The sequence below is a fragment of the Rhizobium leguminosarum bv. viciae USDA 2370 genome, from assembly GCF_002008365.1.
Lineage (GTDB): Bacteria > Pseudomonadota > Alphaproteobacteria > Rhizobiales > Rhizobiaceae > Rhizobium > Rhizobium leguminosarum.
Window position 1 is genome coordinate 1 of record NZ_MRDL01000051.1, and the last position, 20,440, is coordinate 20,440.

Sequence of the window (20,440 nt, forward strand, 5' to 3'; positions counted from 1 at the left end):
CGACGCCGTCAGCGACACGCTGAGCGTCAGCTCGCTCGACGGCACGGCCAGCCACAACATCGTCGTCGCCATCACCGGCGCAGATGATGGTCCAGCTAGGCAGGCGCCGACCGACATTAAGCTGACGCCTGTCGTTCCGGCGGATAGCGTTAACTTCAATAGTTTTGAGTTCAGTGGGCTGCTGACGGCGACTGATCCCGACGCAGGTGGATTCAGCTTCAGCATTGCCTCGCAGTCGAATCCGGGCTTGTTTTCGATTACCGACAATACGCTTCATTCGGATGCGCTATCGACGAACGGTACATTTTCAGTGACGGTAACGGCAACGCAGACCGGTGATCCTATAGGCCCGGCCTTCGAAAAGACCGAGACGTTCACGATTATCACCGGTGGCAATGGCAACTCAGTGGACAATCCGACCGGTGGAACGGGCGACGATATGCTCTACGGCGGTGGCGGTAACGATATGATGTTCGGGCTCGGAGGTGACGACACTCTTTTCGGACAAGACGGCAACGACACCCTAAACGGTGGTGCTGGCAACAACACCCTGACCGGGGGCGTGGGAAATGATACCTTCTTTTTCCAAAAGTTTGCCACCACCACGAACCATATGACTGACTTCAACGCTGGGACGAATAACACAACCGTGGACAGGTTCCAGTTGGACGTCGGAGGCGGCACGTTCGAGTTCGCCGTCGGCAACAACAATACAAACGTGGACAATGTGAAGGTGGGAAACAACGGCACGATCAATGTTGCCGGAACGGAGGTTGCCGTCAAAACGGACGTGAGCGTCACGAACGCAACCGTCCAGAGCACCATCAATGGTTACAGCAACATAACCACAGGGGCATTGTTCGTGTTCCACAACACGGATCTCGGCCATGCGGCGGTCTACTACGATCAGAACCCAAGTTCAGCCGGCGGCGCGGTGCTGGTTGCTGAATTCGACAACATCACCACCCTCAGCGGGCTTACAAATTTCAACTCGGGCGACTTCTTGTTTAGCTGAGGCGGTCTGTGATCACCACCAGCATTCATCGCAGACGCAGCCCAATGGAGACCTCGCCTGCGGCGTACGTACTCGGGCCTGACGGGGAGGTCCCGGACGTTTGTGCGCCCAGCGCGCTGGGCGCGACGGATTCATCGGGTAGTGGATAGCATCAGGTCACACGCGTTGCGGCAGCCTTCCGATCTCAATTGCCGTCGTTGGGCCGTGCCTTGGCGCTGTCATTGCTGCTGTCCGAGGCGGTTTTTCCGTCCGGCTGTTGGCCGAAATAGGTGCCGCCGAGGTGGCCGCCGGCGCTGGTGTTCTTGACCTGCTGTTCGGCGCGTTTCTGAAGTTCACGGGCGTTGGTCTTGCTCATTTTCGGCTCCATATTTGAGGTCGACCTGTGGTCAACCGATGGAGGCCGACACTGTTCCATATTTTTCTGCGCCAACGCCGGGGCTGGCTGTTCGGTGAGAGCAAAAGATCGGCCGACTGGCTGGCATTTGTGAGACTGGGCGGGAACAGTTCGGGGTTTTGCCTGTTGTTCGAATTCAACATGGAGAAACGAACATGGGCATGACGACACCGAAAGACGGCGCCCCCGGCACGACCGACCAGTCACCCCGCTGGGAAGGGCCGAGGGGGAATAAGCCTCGCGGCTACATGAAGGCCAAGGATGATCCGGATCGCGACCGTGACGCGCATGGCGAAAACAATCGCGACCCCGAGACCAGAGATCTCGGCGATGCGCTGAAGCAGAAGGGCGATTGACATGGCCAACCCCGAGAAAGACGCGACCGGCCAGTTCGCCAAGTCGCGGGCCGACCGGAAGAGCACCGGCGTCGCCAGCGCCAAGCCGACCGTCATCACCGGCTCCGAGGATGCGACGGTAAACAAGAACCCGCCCGGCAAGAAAAAGCCTGAGAAGGATTGGGACATTAATTACGATCCCGCCGATAGGAACGAGAGCCGGTCGCACTAGCTCGGGCTGCCGCCGGTTCTCCTCACGAGCCAAGCCGGGAGGCATTTCCGTTTTTTTCCAGTCACGGAAATGCTCCATTTTTATATGCGGGCACGGTTACGCTACCCACCGAAATAGGCCGGGTGGTCGATATCGGCGAGGAGGCCGGGCTGTTGCGGCTGCCAGCCGAGCAGCGCGCGGGTATGCTCGCTCGAGGTCGGGACGTCGAAGCCGGCAAACATGCCGAACCAGCCGAAATGCTCGGCCGCTTCTTCCCGTGAGAGCGAGACGGCGGGCACATCGAGCCGACGGCCGATGACCTCGGCGATCTGCCTGAAGGGAACTCCCTCTTCCGCGACTGCCAGGAACGGACCGCCGACGGCGCCGCGCTCGATCGCCAGTCGATAGACCCGGGCGGCATCGAGCCGGTGCACGGCCGGCCAGCGGTTCTCCCCTTCGCCGATATAGGCCGAGACGCCCTTGCGCCGGGCCAAATCGATCAGGATCGGCACGAAGCCGTGGTCGCCATGGCCATGCACCGAGGGCGGGAGCCGGACGGTGGAGGCGCGCACGCCGCGGGCGACAAGCGATACCGCGGTGATTTCGGAGGCGCGAGGGTAGGTCTCCGACGTCGGCATGGGCGGATCCTTCTCGGTGCCGACACGGCCGGGGGCAAAGCCGAGGCCGGCCGTGACCAGCAGCGGACGATCGGAGCCTTGGAGGGCTTCGCCGAGCGCCTCGATGGCGCGCCGGTCGGCGGCGCAGTTCTCGGCGAATTTCGAGAAATCGTGGTTGAAAGCCGTGTGGATCACGGCGTCCGCCTCAGCGGCACCGCTCTTCAGACTTCCCAGGTCGTCGAGCGTGCCGTGATGGACTTCGGCACCGGCTGCCGCCAGTTGATCCGCTCCCTTGTCGGAGCGGGTGAGGCCGAGCACCTTGTGGCCGGCGGCGATCAATTCATCGACGACGGCCGAGCCGACCCAGCCGGTGGCTCCAGTGACGAATATGCGCATGTGATATCTCCAGTTTTTGCCGGAGACACATATCGGCTCTGCCTGTATCATGGTAAAGTAGTGACATTATCATGGTATAAAGGCTAACAGGATGGGTAAATTCATCACCTCGGATAACCGGCTCGGCGCCTATCTGAAGGGTCGCCGCGTCAGGCTCGATCCCGCCGCCTTCGGCTTTGCGGGGGAGCGGCGGCGCACGCCGGGTCTGCGGCGCGAGGAGGTGGCGAGCCGCGCCAATATCAGCCCGACCTGGTACACCTGGCTGGAGCAGGGGCGCGGCGGTGCGCCGTCTGCCGACGTGCTCGACCGGATCTCGCGCGCGCTGATGCTGACCGATGTCGAGCGCGAGCATCTCTTCCTCATCGGTCTCGGCCGCCCGCCCGAGGTGCGTTACCACAGGCAAGAGGGCGTGACGCCCAGGCTGCAGGGCGTGCTCGATGCGCTGGACCCGAGCCCTGCGCTGATCCGCACTGCGATCTGGGACGTCGTCGGCTGGAACCGGGCGGCAACCGTGCTTCTGACCGATTACGGCGCGCTGCCACCTGAGGAGCGCAACGTGCTCCGCTTCATCTTCCTCGATCCGCGCGTGCGCGCCGCCCAATACGACTGGGAAAGTGTTGCCCGTTTCGTCGTCGCCGCCTTCCGCGTGGATGCGGCCCGCGCGGGTGCCGCGGCCGAGGTCGAGCCCCTCGTCGACGAACTCTGCCGCAAGAGCCCCGAATTCCTAGCGATGTGGCGCGACAACGACGTGCGCAGCCACGGCGAGGGCGCCAAGCACATCAAACACCCCATCCTCGGCCCACTCGCTTTCGAATATTCCGCCTTCCAGGTGGATGGCCGGCCGGATCTCAGCATGGTGGTGTACAACCCGGCGACGGCGGAGGATACGGCGAAGATCAAGGGGTTGGTGGGCTGAGGCGAGGGCAATTGGTCGATCGATGGTATTGCGGTCTTCATCGCCTCAGTCCCGACAAATCTGCAGTCATTCTGTGGATAGGCGCGCCCAAGATTTGAGCCGCGCGGATGGGGGATTTCAATGAATTCATATCTGCCGCGGTCTTGGGCGCCGCTTCGGGCTTGCTAGCATGACAAAGCTGTGAAAGGCTAAAATACCACTCCTGCTAGAAAATTTATTGACCGACCCGGTTTCAGCTGCTTTCCTCCCGATAGACCAAGGCGAATGGAGCTTGAAGGAGATATCCATGGCAGTGCTTGCAAAACCTGTGGCGGTCGATGATGTCAGGAGCGCTTCCGAGAATGATGTGATCTCAGGCAATCTGCTGGATAATGATCTGGCAGGGGGCTCCGGCAACATGTTTCTCAACTTCTTCGACGGCGAGAGGGTGCTTGCCAAGAAGGATGGTGCGATTACCGATATCGAGGGTGAATACGGCACGTTCCACGTCAAGGCAGACGGCTCTTACACCTATACGCTGAACGAGGCGGCCAAGGCGGGCTTCGTTGACGGAATGACGCTGACGGAGACGATCGGCTACAAAATCTCCGACGGCGCCGGCAATACCGATGTCGGCCATTTCACGCTCGACATTCACGGGGTCACGAGCCCGCCGGTCGCGGTCGACGACGCCTTCTCGTTCCGCGAAGGAAGCGAGATGGCCGGCAACGTGCTTGCCAATGATCACGCTGGAGAGGCGGGCACGCTTTTCCTGCGTTCGGTCGAGGGCACGAGCATTCCTGCCGGTCAGGGGCAAGGGCAGACAACCGACGTGGCGGGTGAATTCGGCACCTTCCATTTCGCAGGAGATGGAAGCTTCACCTACGATCTCGATCCGGCCGTAAAGGCGGGCCTCAACGACGGCGAGCATATCACGGAGAAACTCCAATATTACAAGGTCTCCGACGGCGCCGGTCACGCGGATGCCGGCGTGATCACGCTGACCGTCGACGGCGTGACGGACGGGAAGTCGTTGAACACCAATCATGTCGAGGCCCAGGCGGATGTGGTGCGCCCCTTCCTGGACCATTACGAACTCCAGGGGGTCGCGATCGATCCGCTAACCGGCAAGTATTACGTCAGTTCCGGCCATGGTTTCCCAGATGGTTCCATGGTGAGCATTTACGACAACGCAGCCGCATTTGAAGCCGACAACGCCAGCGGCGCCATCTCTCTCGGCGACTATGACAAGGGCGAATATGACATCGGCGGAACCTATTTTTCGGTCCGCGGCGGCGAGATCATCGGAAGAACCAACGAGGCGAGAGGCGAGGAGGACCCTTTCCCCGATCAGACCTATCTCGCAAAGTGGGATGCCGCCGACGGATCGCTCGATCAGAAGGGCGACCCGATTCCCGGCCTTATCGGTAAGAACGGGGCGGGTACGTTCGACTGGGGTGGATACACGGCCGTCAATACGATGCAGGATTCGACCGGCATTTACGTCGTCGGCCGCATCGATGATGCTACCTGGCAGGTCTCCAAGATCGATCCCGACACGCTCAACCCGATCGAATCCAAGACCTTCGCGGCCGGCGGGCTCGGCTACGGCTTTGCCGTCGACGGCACGTTCTTCTTCGGCGATTCCTCCAGCAGCGAGCATATCAGCACGGCCTTCGACTTTGAAACCGGGGTCAAGACAGCGGTCGACGTCAACATCGCCATACCGGGAGACGACTTGATCACCAACGTGGTCTATGATTCAGCGGCGGATAATCTCTACATCACCAACACCGGGATCGACGAAATCTCCGTGGTGCACAATATCTCGGACGTCCTGTTCGTCTAGCGCATCGGCCCGAAAATCGGAATCGATTTTCGGAAAGCGCGATGCGAGGATTGACAGGTGTTAGAGCGTCCTTTGTGCGTCCGAAAGGACGCACGGCGTTCTATTGGGCCTTACCGCTCGAATGCCGACCCCGCCCGTTCTCTTCACGGCGGGGCCTTTAACGGCGGCGTGAGGCGCGGATGCGGGCAGCGGGCTGCCTTCCAGGCCGGTCGCTACCACTGAGACGCGGAACTTGCCGTCGAGGCAGCGGTCGAGATCACCCCGACGTATGCAGTCTTGCCGTTCCGGACAAGGCCGCTCTCCTGCCAGTACGAGGCGTCTCCGGCTGTCCTGGCAGCAAGAGCGGCGGGCCGTGCGGAACATGGATGGCGGCCGACGCCTTCAGCCGGCCGCGTAGACCGGTCTCGGCCGATGATTTGGAACCATGATCCCGCCGTACTGTTTAACAGGAAGGCGCGGAAGCGCCGATAACGGGGATGCCGATTGCCGGCCAACCCGGTAATGACGATCGGCCTTTCGGTTCGCCTATGGAGGAGCACGACATGCAAACGACCCGATCGAAAGAACTGGCGGACGAATACCTGCGGCTTGGCGGCAAACGGCTGGCCAAAATCGATGACAATATTGTCAAGATCCGCCACTGGGATGATGACACGCCGGAGGCCGAGGCCTTCTGGCAGAAGCACATTGAGCCGTTGGATGACAAGCGCCGCGTAGAGGTCGAAACGCACCTTCCGACGATCAACGACCGGTGATCGCGGCGATTTCGCCGGAGCGCAGGACATTGAAGCACGACAGCGCCGCGCGTCTGAAAAGACGCGGCAGGCTGTCGTGCTCGGATATGTCGCGCCGCTGCGCTTACTGCAGCGTGCGCGTCTGGATCTGTTCGGCGGCGTGAGGCGCGGATGCGGGCAGGGGGCTGCCTTCCAGACCGGTCGCTACCACCGAGACGCGGAACTTGCCGTCGAGGCTGCGGTCGAAGATCGCGCCGACGACGATATCGGCGTCTTCCTGCACTTCGTCACGAATGCGGCTTGCCGCCTCATCCACTTCGAACAGCGTCATATCCGAACCGCCGGAGATCGAGATCAGTACGCCCCTGGCGCCCCGCATCGAGATATCGTCGAGAAGCGGGTTGGCAATTGCCGCTTCCGCCGCCTTCATTGCGCGGCTTTCACCGGAGGCTTCGCCAGTGCCCATCATGGCGCGGCCCATGCCTGACATGACCGACTTCACGTCGGCAAAATCTAGGTTGATCAGGCCTTCCTTGACGATCAGGTCGGTAATGCAGCCGACGCCCGCATAGAGCACGCGGTCGGCGGTCATGAAAGCATCGGCGAACGTCGTTTTTGCATCAGCAATTCGGAAGAGGTTTTGATTGGGAATAACGATGACCGTATCGGCCGCCTGGCGAAGCGCCTCGATGCCGATTTCCGCCATCCGCATGCGGCGGTTGCCTTCAAAGGTAAAGGGCTTGGTGACGACGCCAACCGTCAGGATGCCTGCGGCACGCGCAGCGCGGGCGATGACAGGTGCAGCACCCGTGCCCGTGCCGCCGCCCATGCCGGCGGTGACGAAGCACATGTGCGAGCCGGCCAGGTGATCCATGATCTCATCGAGCGACTCTTCGGCAGCCGCATGGCCGACCTCCGGCAACGAACCGGCGCCGAGACCCTCCGTCACATTCGCGCCAAGCTGGATGCGGCGCGTCGCCTTGGAGGTGGCCAGCACCTGAGCGTCCGTGTTCGCAGCGACGAATTCGACGCCCGCCAGCTTTTCCGCGATCATATTGTTGATCGCATTGCCACCACCGCCGCCGACGCCAATGACTGTAATATGCGGCCGTAGTCCAGAAATGCCGCTCTTGGCGTCCGTCATCGCGCTCTCCTTTGATGCTTCGTTCATGCCCACCCTCGTTTGCGGACGGCGAATCGGGCGTCAGGATACGCGAGCAACAAGGCAGAGGCGAGGCGAAAGACGTCTCAGCAGGAGTGGAGATGATCGGCATCGCCTCAGCCATAGGTCGCGACGAGCAGGTTTGAGCCAGAAGCGGCTGTTGCGATGCGACCAAAAGAGGGACGTCAGTCACCTTTTGCTGCAATGTGATTTTGCGTTAAAAGACGGCGTGCAATTACATCACGACGTCACCAGATTCGCTGCCATTCTCAGGAAGTTAGCACTGTTGCTTATGGCCAACGGTGCTGTCTTTTGGGCTAGCCATGTCGAGACATGTCTGCGGGCTGTCGAAAACTCTGACACCTGGGGATTGCGCCGTTTCAAGGAGATGTTTGGCGGCACGGGTTCTCTGAATGACCTCGTTCTTCAACGCGACGGTAGCCCGCTTCTGCAGGAGAACGATGAACTTCGTGCCCTCCTTGACGAGGCTTGGATTCTGGCGGACGAGCTTGCCAGAAGGGAGTTATAGCGCTTCGCTTGCGGTTACAGGGCTTGCAGCCTCCGCCATTCGCTCCGCTTCGGTGCCTCTTCGGATGATCGGGTCTCCGAACTCCCTCGCGTCGACCGTTTCCCCCAATGTTTCAAGGGAGTACGCCCTCAAGGGATACTGAAAATTTGAGCCTTGCCGTTCATGGTCCAGGCGTGAGTCTCTGATAGGGTTTCTCCCAACCTGCTATGGGAAGCGGCGATATCCCGGTCATTACGGGTGGAGAACAGATGCGTAGATATTTCCCGATCTCGCTCGTCGGCCTTGTGGTGACGGGGGGCGTCTTCGTGCTTCAGGCCATACCGTTCACAGGCATCTTTCTGATGTTCGCGTTCGCCATGGCCTGGTCGATCGTGCTGGTTAATGCCAGCATGATCGGCGTTGCCATCGAGGCGGTTGTCGGGCGCGTGTCGCGTCTGTGGCTTTTGCTGCCGCTGATCTTTTACGGAGGATACTGGACGGCTGCGGCGCTCGATCATTTCGCCTTGCGTGATCTCGCCAGCCGCACGGATTCCGCCAATGCGCAGGTCGTGACCGGATTTGATCCCGCTCGCCAGGCGCTGGTCTTCGCGAAAGGCGGGGCGTGGGATGGGGCGTGGCTAACCCAGAATTTCGCCCTACCGGTCGCTTACTCCGTCAATCCCAACTTTCCAGAGGGATATCTGTCCGATCGGATGATCGACAGCGCGGTTTGCGCCAAAGTCCGCGCCACACGCGCGCTGCAGTCGGCCTTCGTACAAGCGCTCGATTTCCATGACGGCGAAGCACTTGACGACAGGCGCACGGAAAATCGTTTCTGCAATCTATCCATGCCGGAAAAGCCACAGCTGCCCATCGTCACCGTCAGTCAGGAGGAGACGAAGGAATTCGAGAAAAGCCTGCCGGTGAGACGGATCACGACGACGATCACCATGCCGGACGGTCGACGCTTCCAGCTTCTCGGAGGTACGGCTGCACCGCTCAGCTGGATACCCATGCCGATCATCGGATGCTTTCTCAACTCTGGAGCGCCGAGCTGGGACTGCAGCGCGCAATTCACGCGAAACGGATTCACGTCCATCTTCTCGGGCGATAGCCCATACAAGGGCGATTCCACGGCGCTCGCCCGGGCTCTCGGCCTCAAGCCCGTGGCGGTCGAGAACCGGGTGGGAAGCGATAGCGCTGTCATCCTGGCGAAGATCGCTGCGACAGAGGAGGCGACCCTGGCGCGCCAGATTGCCAATGTCGACGCCATGATCGCCGATCCGGCCGCCAAGGTCACCGAATGGCAGGTCGATGTCCTCATCAATAGCACCGACGCGCTTACCTCCCGTGCCGACGCGATCATGACGGGCATTGAGCGGGCAGCCGCGATGACAGGGCGATTGCGTTCTTCGGCACGGGAGAGCGGCCGTATTCTGGCCCGCCTGGCAGCCGCCCTGCCGCCGGACAAATTCGTGGAACTCGGCCCCCGTCTTCTGTCGGTTTATGCTGCTGCCGACAACGACCACTGGCTTTGGGAGGCGGAGCCGCTCTTGCGCCGGCTCGGCGATCTCGGCCCCGGCGCTTTGCCCTACCTCGCCAATCCGCGCGCATCTCTGCCTTCGGTCAATGGCGCGGGCGTCGAAGGCCTGTGCCGGGTCGGCTCATCAGGGCGTGCTGTTGCCGAACCTGTCCTGCTCGCGCTGTGGGCGAAGCCCAATCTCGGCTACGACAGACTTGGCGATTTGTTCGCTGCAATGCGGCGCATGGGAATCACGCCGCCGCCTCTGGTCGATGACAAGCGCAAACTCTTCCCGAGGCTGCAGGCCGACTGGGCCGATGTCTCGCCATCGTCGCCGCCTCGGGTCTGCGCAACCCGCGCGGAACGCGGCGCCCGGCAACAGGAAAAGAACGGCGGCGTCCGGCGGAATAACCTTTACTGACAAGCCGTTCGAGAATTGGCAAGCGCGCCTTTTCCGCAAGGTCTGGTTGTTTGACAACGTTCACCCTCAGCACGCCATTTCCGACCTTTTCATTGGGGGATCGACGGACCGAACCCGCGAGAGCGGTGTGGGAGCCTGCAGCGGCGGCGCGCTTCGAGATCAGCGAAAACGGGGCAAATTTCCACGACTTCGCGCGGCTCTTCCGCGACCATCTGAAATGCCCCGATGCCTTGTTTCTGGATGGCGGGCGAGGGGTGGGGATCTACAATTCCGAGATGGGCCGTAACGACTGGTCCTGGCATGGTGGGTATGGGCCGATGTTTGGCGTGGTGGAATGACGGCAGTTGCGGGAATGCGGCTTGTCCCCGAAACGGCCGGCTGGCGGATGCGACGGTCAGTAGGGCTGGCTCTGGGCTCTTTTCGAAGAAGAGGATCGATGGTCCCTAAAATCGACGGGAGTCAATGGGACGATTTGGATAGCGGGTGCACAGTTTATTTTGAGAGTACTGTAAAGGCCGTTTTGCACGAAGCAACAATTATGAGAATCGTCTGATAAGTTGTATTGCTTACGGCATGCGCTCTTTGGTAATGCGGAAGCAGAATTACTATCTGGACGGAAGATGTGTCTTTTGCCGAAAAGCGTTTACGCAGGCAGAACTCACCGACGAGCACATCATCCCCGAAGCTATCAATGGCTCCTTGGTGATACGCTACGGTTCCTGCAAGGAATGCGCTACGCGCTCCAATCAAGAATACGAGAACCAAGCGCTCAATGTCGACCTTAAAGTCCCCAGGTTGCTATTAGGTCTCCGTGGCAAGTCGAAAGGTAGCGGACCGCGCGACGCGCGACATATGCCTGAGGTCTTTGCAGGCAATTCGGTGATGGGCGAGGAGGGAAAACGCCTTGATTTCCCGATCGAGGACTACCCGAAACATTTCTCGCTAGTGCAGTTTAGTCAGGCGGGGCTCTTAGTTGGAATCGATCGAGGGGCTACTCTTGTTGATCCACGGCTGGCGTTCTTCAGCTTAGGGGGCAACGGTCTCGAAAATGTCAGGACTAGGGTTCCGTTTATCAATGGTCCGTTCGCAATGATGATTGCAAAAATTGGCTATTGCTATGCGATGGCCGAATACGGCGATGATTATTTCGATGCCACGGATATCCGCGCGCTTTTGATGGGAACGCGTGATGACGTTTACAACTTTGTTGGCAACGCAGAGAATCCCGAAAGGTTATCGACACGGCATCTTCACGGTCTGTATTTCCGTCGCAGGGCTGAATGGTTGACGGTCTTGGTTCACCTATTTGCTTCCTGTCACTCGCAGCAAGGCACGAATATTTGTAATCCGTACGAGGTCGTAGTCGGGAGAGCGTTGTGACAAATGATGAGAACCCAAAAGACGCTGATCACTCCGCGGCACTTTCACCTTCTATCGAACCAGCCCAAGCCCTACCGCGCCAATCGCACCGCCACCGGCAAACACAGCACACATCGCAACCCCACCGCCTCATTCGCCCCCAGCACCAGAGACCCACCATAAAGCCCCGCAAGCTCGTTGACGATGCTGAGGCCAAAGCCGTTGCCGGGGACGCGTTCGTCTTCGCGAACGCCCGGCAGGAGGACGGCGGTGAGGCGGTCCGCGGGGATGCCGGGGCCGTCGTCTTCGATGGTGATACAGGCGATCGGGCCGTCGCGGCGGGCGCGGAGGGTGACGCGGGAGGCGGCCCATTTGAAGGCGTTGTCGATCAGGTTACCGAGCATTTCCTCGACATCGCTTTCGTCGCAGGCGACCCGCAGGCCTTGGGCGATATCGGTGTCGAAGGCGATCTTGCGTTCGGCATGAATCTGGCCGATCGCCCGGTGCAGATCGGCGACCGATGCCGCCATCTCAGTGCTGGCGACATTGTCCGACGAGGCCATCACCCGGCGGGCTGCGGCGAGGTGATGCTTGATCCTGTTATCGATCCGGGCGGCGATGCTGCGCAATGCGCCTTGCGGATCGTTTTTCTCGTCGAGCGCCAGCAGCAGGCTCGCCACCGGTGTCTTGAGGCCATGGGCAAGGTTGGCGAACTGCATGCGTGTTGCCGCCAGCCGCTCTTCGTTGGCCGCCAGCAGCGTGTTGGTTTTCAGTGAGAGCGGCGTAAGCTCGACGGTCGCCTCATCGGGCAGGCGGGCGCGTTCGCCCCGGTTGATGGCATCGATATTGGCCGCCATGGATTTCAGGGGGCGCAGGCCGAAGCGGATCTGCCAGAGCGTACCGGCCATCAGCACGAGGCCGAGCAGCAGCATACAGGGCACAAGCCAGAAGAGCGCGCGGAGCGCCGGACCGACGAGGGCGATCATTGGTGCCGTCGCGGTGATCGTCAGCGTCATGCCGTCGATGCTGCGCACCGCCTGGCGAAGATAGAGCGGCCCTCTTCCCCGATCACCGCCGCTGCCTGATGTCGGCATGCCCATCAGCAAAAGACGCAAATCCTGCCGTGGCGGCGGTGCGTCTATCGTGCCATTCATCAGGGAGCGGGAGGTCAGGCGTTGCCGCCCGTCGTCGATCTGCCAGTACCAGCCGGAGGAGGGGCGATCGAAGGGCGGCGCATCGAGCGGCGTGGAGAGGGCGATCCGTCCCTCAGCGTCGCGCGTCACCGCGCCGGCAAGGGCGCCGATCTGGATGTCCAAACGCTGGTCGACCTGCTCGCGCACCACCGTTTTCAGCGCCAGCCAGAGCACGATGGCGGCCACAGCGAGCGCCAGCGTCACGAAGATGCCGGAAAACATCAGCAGCCGGCCGGCGATCGATCTCGGCTTGAGGGACGGGGCCTTCATGCCGCCACTGCTGCCGTCAGCATATAGCCGCGGCCGCGCACCGTCTCGATCCGATCGGCTCCGAGCTTCTTGCGCAGGCGAGCGATGATGACTTCGATGGAATTGGAGTCGACTTCGGCATCGCCGTCATAGACGCGCTCGGTGAGTTCGCGCCGGTCGACGATCATCTCCTTGCGCAACATCAGACAGGAGAGCACCCGCCATTCCAGCGCCGTCAGCTTCAGCGGTAGTCCGTCGAGCTCGAAGGTGCCGAGCTGCGCATCGAAGACCAGTGCGCCGCAGACGAGCCGCGAGGCGGCATGGCCGGACGCCCGGCGCACCAGAGCGCGCAGGCGCAGCACCAGTTCTTCCACCTTGAAAGGTTTGGCGAGGAAATCGTCGGCGCCGGCCTTGAAGCTCGAGACCTTGTCCGGCCAGCCGTCGCGGGCCGTCAGCACCAGAACCGGCAGATTGCGATCGCCCTCGCGCCAGCCCTTCAGCACGCTGACGCCATCGATCTTCGGCAGGCCGAGGTCAAGGATCGCGACATCGAAGAGTTCGGTGAGCCCCGCATGGAGAGCGTCCTCGCCGTTGCGGGCGATATCGACGACGAAGTTTTCCGATCGCAGCACGGCGGCGATCCGGCCGCTCAGGTCTTCGTCATCTTCGACGAGCAATACGCGCATGGGGCAGGGCTTTCATCGCAGGGCATCTCTGAGGACGGGCCAAAACTATCGGGCCGAGCTTAACTCAATCTGAACGGAGAGGTTCAGGCAGGCGAGGGGGTGTGGCGGCTAGATTGCGGCCATTACTGAAGCAAGGAGCAGATATATGCCTGATGAAGACCAGGACAACGGACATCCCGAAGGCGCCGCCACGCCTATGCCGCCAGGATACCGCCGGCGCCGACTGGCGATCCCCGTGATCGCTGCCGCTGTGGCGCTTGTCATCGGTGCTGCCGGGGGCGCGAGCGCCGTGAAGATGATGCGTCCCACGCCTGAAATGGCGCCGCTGACGCCTGTGGCGATTTCGGCCATGCCGGCATCGAGCCTCATCACCATCAAGGGCAAGGTCGCCGAGATCTATGGCAACAAGTTCGTGCTGCAGGACGAGAGCGGCAAGGCGCTTGTTGAAACGGGCCGGGCCGGCGAGGGTGGCGCCCTCGTCACCCGGGATGAAGCCGTCACCGTTCAGGGACGCTTCGACGATGGCTTCGTGCATGCAAGCTACCTCGTTCGCCAGGACGGACGAACCGAAGCGCTGCGACCGCCGAAAGGTCCGCCGCACAGACGATTTGCCGATTTCGATCACAGGCCCTGACGGGCGTGAACCAAAGCCGCGCTGCGGTGTTTACAGACACGCCTCATAACTCCGAAAGGAAAGCTTCTCATGCAACGACTTCTCCTATCAGGCCTTGCCCTTGCCGCACTGGCCGGCACCGCCTTCGCCCAGCAGCCGCCCGCTCCGCCATCCGCCGGCACTCCGCCCGTGGCGGGCGATCCGGCGTCACCGCCGCCTCCGCCTCCGCCGTCTCCGTCCGCCTCTGATGACGATGAGCGGATGATGGGCGAGCCGGATGCGCGGCCGGGAGATCGCCCCGATTACCGCTGGCATGGTCGGAGAGGCGACATGGGCTTCCGTGGCGACATGGGCTTCCGTGGTCATCGCCCGCCACCGCCACCGCCGTCCAAGGCAGCCCATTTCCGGATCGAGGATGGGAACACCCGGATCGATCTGAAATGCGCCGAGGACGAACCGATGAAGGCCTGCGCCGATCTGCTGCTGCAGGTGATGGATCGCCTGCAGGGCCAGGACTGATCATCCGCGCTTGAGGCGGATGCCGTACAATAATGCAACCGTCCGCGTCTTTCTCGCGGGCGGTTTTGCGGGTTTCTCGGGGGCCGTGACACCGCCGTCGAAGTCAAACGCCATCCTGTAGACCTCAAGGAATGATGCCGCCGCTCGAATTGCTCGATCCCCCGCATGGTTTGCCCTCAGCGACCAAGGGGCCAACGGGCATTGGCCTTCGGCTCACCGTGTGACGCGGGCCGCCGACGTTCCCGAGTAGCGGTCGCCGTGGATCTCGATGCCTGAGAAGACCGAGTCGATCTCGGCCAGTTCTTCCGATGTGAAGGTGATGTCGGCGGCGGCGATGTTTTCTTCCAGCCGGTGCAGCTTGGTGGTGCCGGGAATGGGGACGATCCAGGGCTTGCGCGCCATCAGCCAGGCGATGGCGATCTGGGCCGCAGTCGCGTTCCTGCGGCTGGCAATCGCCTCGATCGCATCGACCACCGGCTGGTTTGCCTTGCGGTTTTCGGCCGAGAGGCGCGGATTGGTGTTGCGGTGGTCGTTGCCGCCTTCGAAACTGGTGTTCTCATCCATCTTGCCGGTGAGGAAGCCGCGGCCGAGCGGGCTATAGGGCACGAAGCCGATGCCGAGTTCTTCGACGATGGCCAGGATTTCCCGTTCCGGGTTACGCCACCACAGCGAATATTCGCTTTGCAACACGGTGACGGGCTGCACGGCATGGGCGCGGCGGATAGAGTCGGCATCGGCTTCGGAGAGGCCGAAATGCAGCACTTTGCCGGCGTCGATCAGATCCTTGACCGTGCCTGCCACCTCTTCGATCGGTACGGCAGGGTCGACCCGATGCTGGTAGAAGATATCGATGCGATCGGTGCGAAGCCGCGTGAGGGCTTCTTCGATAACCTGCCGGATGCGAACCGGCCGGCTATCCAGGCCCACATCAGGCCGGCCATCCTTGAAGCCGAATTTCGTCGCGATCACCACCTCATCACGGATCGGCGCCAGCGCCTCGCCGACGAGATCTTCGTTGGTGAACGGCCCGTAGGCCTCTGCCGTGTCGAAGAAGGTCACGCCCCGCTCATGCGCCGCCCTCAAGAGCGCAATGGCATCGCCGCGCTCCATCGCCGGCCCGCGATGATAGTTCAGCCCCATGCAGCCGAAACCGATCGCCGAAACGTCAGGGCCTCTTTGGCCGAGCTTGCGTTTGATCATGCGGATGTCCTCCTCAGGTTTGATCCTACCCTAAGGGCAAAGGCTGGTATCGATTAGCCGGTGATATCGGCATGGGCTTATGAGTTGGGTTCATGAATGTCGCCCGACGAACTGGAAAACGGCGAATTGCAAAAGGGCGGGCGAGGGCTGGTTTGCGCTGAAGGCCGATGGCGTGACGTCATGACGCCAGCCGGAAGGCTCCGCTTTGCACGGCTTCGATAACCGCGCCCAGCGTCTCTTTCCTGCCTTGCCCATCCGTCGACAGAACATGTCGCTCAAACGCACCCAGCGATGAGAACTGTCGATGGAGCTCTGCAATAGGGCCGGGATCGGTCAGCGTATCGCCGCCACGCTCCCGGCAGCGCCGGATGGCGACATCGAGCGGCGGACGCAGAATCACGTAGTGGAGGGGTGTCGCGATTTTCCGGAACGGTTCCAGGAACCACGGCCCGACAATGCCGTCCACGATGACGAAGTAGCCTCCGCCGGCATAGCCCGCCGCGGCCTTCGTCAACACGTCGACGACAACGATGTTCTGTTCATGAGCTTCCGGCAGATAGGGCGGGATCACGCCGTTCTTGATGAAATGCCAGAAGTCGTCGGAATGAAGATGGACCTTCGGCGAGCCGGGCTCGCTGGCGAGCGCCTCGGCCGTCGTGGTTTTTCCGGAGCCCGGCGGCCCGGTGAGAATGAGAACTTCACCCGTGTGATCCATCGCGTGGCAATTTCGCACGAAGCAGCATCGTTTCGCAATTAGCCGATAGGGGGTGGGTAATAGCCCGGTATGCCCCTTCGTTCCGAGGACGCCGCTGAAGCGGCAGCTACTCCGGCAGTCCCGCCATCCTGAGAGCCTCGATATATCGATTGCGATCGTCCGGTCGCCGGAATGGTGGCAGCACGTCGGCGAGATTGGAAAGCCGGAGGGCGGGGTCCATCAGGCACAGGCGAGTGATCGTTTCCCCGGCTTGCGCCAGCCGTCCGGCCATGGCCTGGCCCGCCGCCATCACGCGCATGGCGCTCGGGTAGTTCGGCTGGTGCCGTAGCGATTTTCCCGCCCAAGCGGCAGCGTCGTCATAATGGCCAGCGCAAAAATGCGCGAGGCCGGTGTTGAACTGCCAGGCGAACAAGCGCGGATCCAAAGGGCTGAGGCGCATGGCAAGAGCTGCGTGTTCGACGGCCTTATCGGGCTCGCCCAGGCAGGCCTTCACCCAGCTGCTGACGCCGAGCGCAGCGGCCAGGTTCGGGTTGAGAAAGACTGCGCGATCGATGCAGGCCGCACTGTCGTCAAGGTCACCGCCGACATAACCGATGACATATCCGCCGTAAGTGAGCGCAACCGCATCGTCCCAGCCGAGTTCGACCGCTCTGCGGGCCAGCCGGGTGGCTTCGGCGGTTTCCTCTGCGGGATTGAGCATCCAGCCGTTGCTCTTTCGGGTGGCGTAGCAGCGCGCCGCTCGGGCATGGGCTATGGCGAATTCCGGGTCACGCTCGATCGCCTTCATGAAAAGCCGTAGGGCCTCGTCGATGACCGATCTGTTGGTGATCGTCCGGTCGAAGGCCGCCAGGCCGCGGAGATAGTAGTCGTAGGCGTCGAGGCTCTCGGTCGGCTTGCGTTTGGCGCGCTCGATCTCAGCCTCCTCCACTTTCGGCGTTATGGCGCCGACGATGCTCGAGGCGACCTGATCCTGAAGATCGAAGACATTCGCCAGGGTTCCGTCAAAACGATCGGCCCAAAGATGTGTACCGGTCGACGTATCGATGAGCTGCCCGGCAATGCGCAGGCGGTCACCCGTCCGGCGCACACTTCCTTCGACCACATAGCGTACGTCCAGCTCGCGTCCGACCTGCTTTATGTCGACCGCCTGACCTTTGTAGGTGAAGCTCGAATTCCGTGCGATGACATAGAGGTGGCGGAATTGAGCGAGCGCGATGGTGATGTCCTCAACGATGCCGTCGGCAAAATATTCTTGCTCCGCATCACCGCTCAGATTCTGAAACGGCAATACGGCAACCGATGGCCGGTCGTGATGTTTCGCCGGGGCTGGGAAGACCTGCGGCTGTAAGGCCACGTCGAGGCTGGGTGCCGTCCGCTGATGTTCGGATCCCTGGCGCGATTGCAGCGAAGCGGCCAGGGAAAAGGTCTCTGCCTCGGGTTCTGCCTGAAGATGCTTCCTCAAGAACGCCCGACAGGCTTCGAACTGGCGCAAGGCCGCGTTTTCGTGACCCCTGAGAGCGTGGATCCGCATCAGCGCCCGATGGGCGGCCTCCACGGTCGGGTCCACAGCCAGCAGCCTCTCGGCGAGCCCTTCGCAAGCCGATTCTTCCGCGGAGCCCGGCTCGGAGAACGCGAGGCTCAACCGCTCCACCAACTGCAGCGCCTTGCGTTGATATGTGCTCCGATAGGGTCCAAACCACTCATCCAGCCCGTCCGGAATGGCCTCGCCTGCGAGCACCTCGCCGCGGTAGAGGTCGGCGGCGAAGGCGAGATCGGCCGTCCGGCCGGCCTCCAGTTTACGGTCGAAGATCGAAATGTCGGTTTCATCAGGACCTGTTATCAGCGCAACGGTCTCCTGATCCCCGTCGATGTAGACGGCGGCATCTCCCCCGCTCGGGAACGATCGTCTGATATCCACCAGCGCCTGCCGCAGGCTATTGCGGGACTGCTCACTGCCTCGTCCCGGCCAGAAGGCTTCGGAAAGCAGTTCCCTGCGATGGCCACGGCGGCCTGCAAGCGCCAGGGCAGCAAAAAGAAGTGACGTCTTGCGCGTGGTGAAGCGGATTTGCCGGTGCTCCCGGGACGTCACTTCAAGGCCACCCAGCAACCTGATGCGCACAGATCGTCTCCCAGATTTCGGCCGCCACCGCAGAATAGCATTTCGGCAGATAGATTTAACACCGATTTAGCGGCGGCTTGTCGAAGTTTTCCTGGCCGTTCACGCTGAACCGAACAGCCGCAATACGTCCGCGTGTCAGCCTCCCATCTGCAAATCTCACAAATGGGAGACTGAAAATGGCTCACACGGAAACTCACGCCGGCATCAGCGCGCCGAAAGGACAGTTGTTCGGGTTCAGGTCCAACAGCGTCGCAATGATCGTCGCTGCCCTGAGGAAGTGGCAGCGGAGCGTCGCAAGACGGAATGCATTGGCAGACATGACGCCCGACCAACTGAGGGACATCGGCCATCCCCGGGCCAATCGACCCGTGCTCGAAATCAAAGCGGGGCTGATGACGAAGTTGATGTCGATGCGATAATCGGAACGTTCCACCGTGCGGACGCGTCGGTTGTCGGTCGACAAGGCGAGGATCCAAGGCGCAAGCTTTGACCGAAGGCAATCATTGATTCCTCCGAGGATGTAATGCCGATCGATTTTCAGCATGCACAGCCCCGTCAATGATTGGCGGGGTTTGTTGCTGTTCGGCGGCAGGTGGGCTGTGGGTGTGGGCGAGTCCGCTCTGTCGGGGCAGGGACCGTTGATCTGGCATTCACCCTTCGCCATCAGAGTCGTCTGTTTTTCCGCTGCGGCGATTTCGACTATGATGGGGCGCTGGAACGATCGGGAGGGCACGGCATGATCGATCATATCACCATCGCAGTGAGTGACCTTGAGAAGAGCAAGCTGTTCTATGAGCGCGCTTTCGACCCTCTGGGTTATCGCCTCTCCTTCGGAAAGGAGGGCGTGTTCTGGGCCTTCGATGTCGGCGGCAGTCTGTTCGAAATCCAGCGCACTGACGACAAGCCACCTTTGACGCGTGTGCACGTTGCCTTCCGGGTTCGGAGCAGGGCGGAGGTCGAGGCGTTTTATCGGGCCGCGCTCGACGCCGGCGCCCGGGACAATGGCGCGCCCGGCCCGCGGCCGGAATATGAAGAGAACTATTATGCCTGCTTCGTTCTCGATCCCGACGGATACAATATCGAAGCGATGCTCAATGAGCCGGCGCCGCAAGGGTGAGGCGCAGGGCTCCGCCCAAAGAATGCAATCGAGGGGGAGGTGGATATGTCGAGTTTCAGGAACGCCGTCGTCTCTTTGCCCGGCAAGGAGCGCGTGGCGAGGACGCCCTTTGGCGCGAGGATCGTCATCCATGCCACGGCCGCCGAGACCGGCGGCGCGCTCGGGATGTGGGAAACCTTCACACCGCCCGGTCATGGCCCGGCCCCGCACACGCATACGCGGGAGACGGAAGTCTTTCGGGTCATCCGCGGGCTCTATCGATTCCAATGCGGCGACGAGGCGTTCGACGCGCCTGTGGGAACCGTCGTCGTTCTGCCGCCACATGTGCCGCACAGCTGGCGAAACATAGGCGACGAACCCGGCCAGATGTTCGGCACGGTCACGCCAGGCGGCTGCGAGCAATTGTTCATCGATATCGAGGCTTTTGGTGCTGATACGCCCGAGAAAATCGCGGTGATCGAAGCGCGACTGGGGATCATCAACGACATCACGCTTGCCCTCGGATTGACAGGCCCGCAACCGCGCTGATCGTCCATCAGGGTGTCGATCGGATCCAGTTCAGACCTGCGCCATCGCCCGCCACAACAAGTCTCATTGGAGCGGCTCTTTGA

General features: G+C 61.6%; 22 protein-coding genes and 1 pseudogene. 15 read left to right on the plus strand and 8 right to left on the minus strand.

The annotated features are described in order from the left end of the window. Nucleotides 1–1,015, plus strand: a 1,015-nt coding sequence (locus BS629_RS26725; RefSeq protein ID WP_198943675.1) for a calcium-binding protein, incomplete at its 5' end; no start/stop codon positions are given. Nucleotides 1,016–1,199: 184 nt separating this feature from the next. Here the strand turns inward: BS629_RS26725 and BS629_RS39365 are convergent. Beyond that, complete coding sequence (locus tag BS629_RS39365) at nt 1,200–1,370, minus strand: hypothetical protein (protein ID WP_018242662.1); 171 nt, start codon at nt 1,368–1,370, stop codon at nt 1,200–1,202. 194 nt (nt 1,371–1,564) lie between these two features. Between BS629_RS39365 and BS629_RS26730 the strand changes: the two genes are divergently transcribed. After that, a complete protein-coding gene (locus BS629_RS26730; RefSeq protein ID WP_018242661.1) occupies nt 1,565–1,765 on the plus strand; it encodes a hypothetical protein in 201 nt (66 codons plus the stop codon). Between the two features lies 1 nt (nt 1,766). Next, complete coding sequence (locus BS629_RS26735) at nt 1,767–1,976, plus strand: hypothetical protein (protein ID WP_018447086.1); 210 nt, start codon at nt 1,767–1,769, stop codon at nt 1,974–1,976. Nucleotides 1,977–2,077: 101 nt separating this feature from the next. Here BS629_RS26735 and BS629_RS26740 read toward each other — a convergent pair whose 3' ends face one another. Then, entirely contained in the window at nt 2,078–2,968 is an 891-nt protein-coding gene (locus BS629_RS26740) for an SDR family oxidoreductase (RefSeq protein WP_018242659.1), read from the minus strand. Between the two features lie 91 nt (nt 2,969–3,059). Between BS629_RS26740 and BS629_RS26745 the strand changes: the two genes are divergently transcribed. From BS629_RS26745 to BS629_RS26755, 3 genes are all read left to right on the plus strand, one after another. Continuing rightward, nucleotides 3,060–3,884 carry a helix-turn-helix transcriptional regulator gene (locus BS629_RS26745; RefSeq protein ID WP_018242658.1) on the plus strand — a complete coding sequence of 275 codons (825 nt, stop codon included), beginning with the start codon at nt 3,060–3,062 and terminating at the stop codon, nt 3,882–3,884. A 286-nt stretch (nt 3,885–4,170) separates the two neighbouring features. After that, complete coding sequence (locus tag BS629_RS26750; RefSeq protein WP_018242657.1) at nt 4,171–5,712, plus strand: Ig-like domain-containing protein; 1,542 nt, start codon at nt 4,171–4,173, stop codon at nt 5,710–5,712. 476 nt (nt 5,713–6,188) lie between these two features. Continuing rightward, nucleotides 6,189–6,467 (plus strand): hypothetical protein, encoded by a 279-nt coding sequence (locus tag BS629_RS26755; protein WP_018074348.1) that lies wholly within the window; start codon nt 6,189–6,191, stop codon nt 6,465–6,467. Nucleotides 6,468–6,570: 103 nt separating this feature from the next. Here BS629_RS26755 and ftsZ read toward each other — a convergent pair whose 3' ends face one another. Then, complete coding sequence (gene ftsZ, locus BS629_RS26760; RefSeq protein ID WP_012758070.1) at nt 6,571–7,590, minus strand: cell division protein FtsZ; 1,020 nt, start codon at nt 7,588–7,590, stop codon at nt 6,571–6,573. Between the two features lie 160 nt (nt 7,591–7,750). Between ftsZ and BS629_RS26765 the strand changes: the two genes are divergently transcribed. The 4 genes and pseudogenes from BS629_RS26765 to BS629_RS26780 all read left to right on the plus strand — a co-directional run bounded on the left by BS629_RS26765 (nt 7,751) and on the right by BS629_RS26780 (nt 11,439). Then, on the plus strand, nt 7,751–8,137 hold the full coding sequence (locus tag BS629_RS26765) for a DUF6966 domain-containing protein (protein WP_018242655.1): 387 nt from the start codon (nt 7,751–7,753) through the stop codon (nt 8,135–8,137). 248 nt (nt 8,138–8,385) lie between these two features. Continuing rightward, entirely contained in the window at nt 8,386–10,059 is a 1,674-nt protein-coding gene (locus BS629_RS26770; RefSeq protein WP_018242654.1) for a hypothetical protein, read from the plus strand. Nucleotides 10,060–10,150: 91 nt separating this feature from the next. Beyond that, nucleotides 10,151–10,397, plus strand: a pseudogene (locus BS629_RS26775) (phosphodiester glycosidase family protein); the annotation flags it as partial. 250 nt (nt 10,398–10,647) lie between these two features. Further along, nucleotides 10,648–11,439 (plus strand): HNH endonuclease, encoded by a 792-nt coding sequence (locus tag BS629_RS26780; RefSeq protein ID WP_245268235.1) that lies wholly within the window; start codon nt 10,648–10,650, stop codon nt 11,437–11,439. A gap of 71 nt (nt 11,440–11,510) precedes the next feature. Here the strand turns inward: BS629_RS26780 and BS629_RS26785 are convergent, their stop codons facing one another. Both BS629_RS26785 and BS629_RS26790 read right to left on the minus strand, forming a co-directional pair. Further along, nucleotides 11,511–12,881, minus strand: a complete 1,371-nt coding sequence (locus BS629_RS26785; protein ID WP_018242652.1) for a sensor histidine kinase — start codon at nt 12,879–12,881, stop codon at nt 11,511–11,513. Continuing rightward, entirely contained in the window at nt 12,878–13,546 is a 669-nt protein-coding gene (locus BS629_RS26790; protein ID WP_018242651.1) for a response regulator transcription factor, read from the minus strand. Before BS629_RS26790 ends, BS629_RS26785 begins: the two co-directional genes overlap by 4 nt. Before the next feature lie 145 nt (nt 13,547–13,691). Here BS629_RS26790 and BS629_RS26795 point away from each other — a divergent pair, with 145 nt between their 5' ends. Both BS629_RS26795 and BS629_RS26800 read left to right on the plus strand, forming a co-directional pair. Continuing rightward, nucleotides 13,692–14,180 (plus strand): hypothetical protein, encoded by a 489-nt coding sequence (locus BS629_RS26795; RefSeq protein WP_018242650.1) that lies wholly within the window; start codon nt 13,692–13,694, stop codon nt 14,178–14,180. A 69-nt stretch (nt 14,181–14,249) separates the two neighbouring features. After that, nucleotides 14,250–14,678 (plus strand): hypothetical protein, encoded by a 429-nt coding sequence (locus BS629_RS26800; protein ID WP_018242649.1) that lies wholly within the window; start codon nt 14,250–14,252, stop codon nt 14,676–14,678. A 213-nt stretch (nt 14,679–14,891) separates the two neighbouring features. Here the strand turns inward: BS629_RS26800 and BS629_RS26805 are convergent, their stop codons facing one another. From BS629_RS26805 to BS629_RS26815, 3 genes are all read right to left on the minus strand, one after another. After that, nucleotides 14,892–15,878 carry an aldo/keto reductase gene (locus BS629_RS26805; RefSeq protein WP_018242647.1) on the minus strand — a complete coding sequence of 329 codons (987 nt, stop codon included), beginning with the start codon at nt 15,876–15,878 and terminating at the stop codon, nt 14,892–14,894. A 178-nt stretch (nt 15,879–16,056) separates the two neighbouring features. Continuing rightward, nucleotides 16,057–16,593 carry an ATP-binding protein gene (locus BS629_RS26810; RefSeq protein WP_018242646.1) on the minus strand — a complete coding sequence of 179 codons (537 nt, stop codon included), beginning with the start codon at nt 16,591–16,593 and terminating at the stop codon, nt 16,057–16,059. Between the two features lie 106 nt (nt 16,594–16,699). Then, entirely contained in the window at nt 16,700–18,712 is a 2,013-nt protein-coding gene (locus BS629_RS26815) for a BTAD domain-containing putative transcriptional regulator (RefSeq protein ID WP_018242645.1), read from the minus strand. Nucleotides 18,713–18,888: 176 nt separating this feature from the next. On the opposite strand from BS629_RS26815, the gene BS629_RS26820 reads away from it, so the two are divergent. From BS629_RS26820 to BS629_RS26835, 3 genes are all read left to right on the plus strand, one after another. Beyond that, nucleotides 18,889–19,131, plus strand: a complete 243-nt coding sequence (locus BS629_RS26820; RefSeq protein ID WP_018242644.1) for a DUF1127 domain-containing protein — start codon at nt 18,889–18,891, stop codon at nt 19,129–19,131. Between the two features lie 317 nt (nt 19,132–19,448). After that, a complete protein-coding gene (locus tag BS629_RS26830) occupies nt 19,449–19,829 on the plus strand; it encodes a VOC family protein (protein WP_018242642.1) in 381 nt (126 codons plus the stop codon). A 45-nt stretch (nt 19,830–19,874) separates the two neighbouring features. Continuing rightward, nucleotides 19,875–20,357: a cupin domain-containing protein gene (locus tag BS629_RS26835; RefSeq protein WP_032980477.1), complete on the plus strand. Its 483-nt coding sequence runs from the start codon at nt 19,875–19,877 to the stop codon at nt 20,355–20,357. Nucleotides 20,358–20,440: the final 83 nt, after the last annotated feature.

Coding starts and splice junctions, on each gene's coding strand:
- BS629_RS26830 (WP_018242642.1), top strand. CDS start 19,449: ATGATCGATCATATCACCATCGCAGTGAGTGACCTTGAGAAGAGCAAG.
- BS629_RS26745 (WP_018242658.1), top strand. CDS start 3,060: ATGGGTAAATTCATCACCTCGGATAACCGGCTCGGCGCCTATCTGAAG.
- BS629_RS26805 (WP_018242647.1), bottom strand. CDS start 15,878: ATGATCAAACGCAAGCTCGGCCAAAGAGGCCCTGACGTTTCGGCGATC.
- BS629_RS26785 (WP_018242652.1), bottom strand. CDS start 12,881: ATGAAGGCCCCGTCCCTCAAGCCGAGATCGATCGCCGGCCGGCTGCTG.
- BS629_RS26800 (WP_018242649.1), top strand. CDS start 14,250: ATGCAACGACTTCTCCTATCAGGCCTTGCCCTTGCCGCACTGGCCGGC.
- BS629_RS26740 (WP_018242659.1), bottom strand. CDS start 2,968: ATGCGCATATTCGTCACTGGAGCCACCGGCTGGGTCGGCTCGGCCGTC.
- BS629_RS26770 (WP_018242654.1), top strand. CDS start 8,386: ATGCGTAGATATTTCCCGATCTCGCTCGTCGGCCTTGTGGTGACGGGG.
- BS629_RS26755 (WP_018074348.1), top strand. CDS start 6,189: ATGCCGATTGCCGGCCAACCCGGTAATGACGATCGGCCTTTCGGTTCG.
- BS629_RS26735 (WP_018447086.1), top strand. CDS start 1,767: ATGGCCAACCCCGAGAAAGACGCGACCGGCCAGTTCGCCAAGTCGCGG.
- BS629_RS26730 (WP_018242661.1), top strand. CDS start 1,565: ATGGGCATGACGACACCGAAAGACGGCGCCCCCGGCACGACCGACCAG.
- BS629_RS26810 (WP_018242646.1), bottom strand. CDS start 16,593: ATGGATCACACGGGTGAAGTTCTCATTCTCACCGGGCCGCCGGGCTCC.
- BS629_RS26750 (WP_018242657.1), top strand. CDS start 4,171: ATGGCAGTGCTTGCAAAACCTGTGGCGGTCGATGATGTCAGGAGCGCT.
- BS629_RS26790 (WP_018242651.1), bottom strand. CDS start 13,546: ATGCGCGTATTGCTCGTCGAAGATGACGAAGACCTGAGCGGCCGGATC.
- BS629_RS26835 (WP_032980477.1), top strand. CDS start 19,875: ATGTCGAGTTTCAGGAACGCCGTCGTCTCTTTGCCCGGCAAGGAGCGC.
- BS629_RS26780 (WP_245268235.1), top strand. CDS start 10,648: ATGCGGAAGCAGAATTACTATCTGGACGGAAGATGTGTCTTTTGCCGA.
- BS629_RS39365 (WP_018242662.1), bottom strand. CDS start 1,370: ATGAGCAAGACCAACGCCCGTGAACTTCAGAAACGCGCCGAACAGCAG.
- BS629_RS26795 (WP_018242650.1), top strand. CDS start 13,692: ATGCCTGATGAAGACCAGGACAACGGACATCCCGAAGGCGCCGCCACG.
- ftsZ (WP_012758070.1), bottom strand. CDS start 7,590: ATGACGGACGCCAAGAGCGGCATTTCTGGACTACGGCCGCATATTACA.
- BS629_RS26820 (WP_018242644.1), top strand. CDS start 18,889: ATGGCTCACACGGAAACTCACGCCGGCATCAGCGCGCCGAAAGGACAG.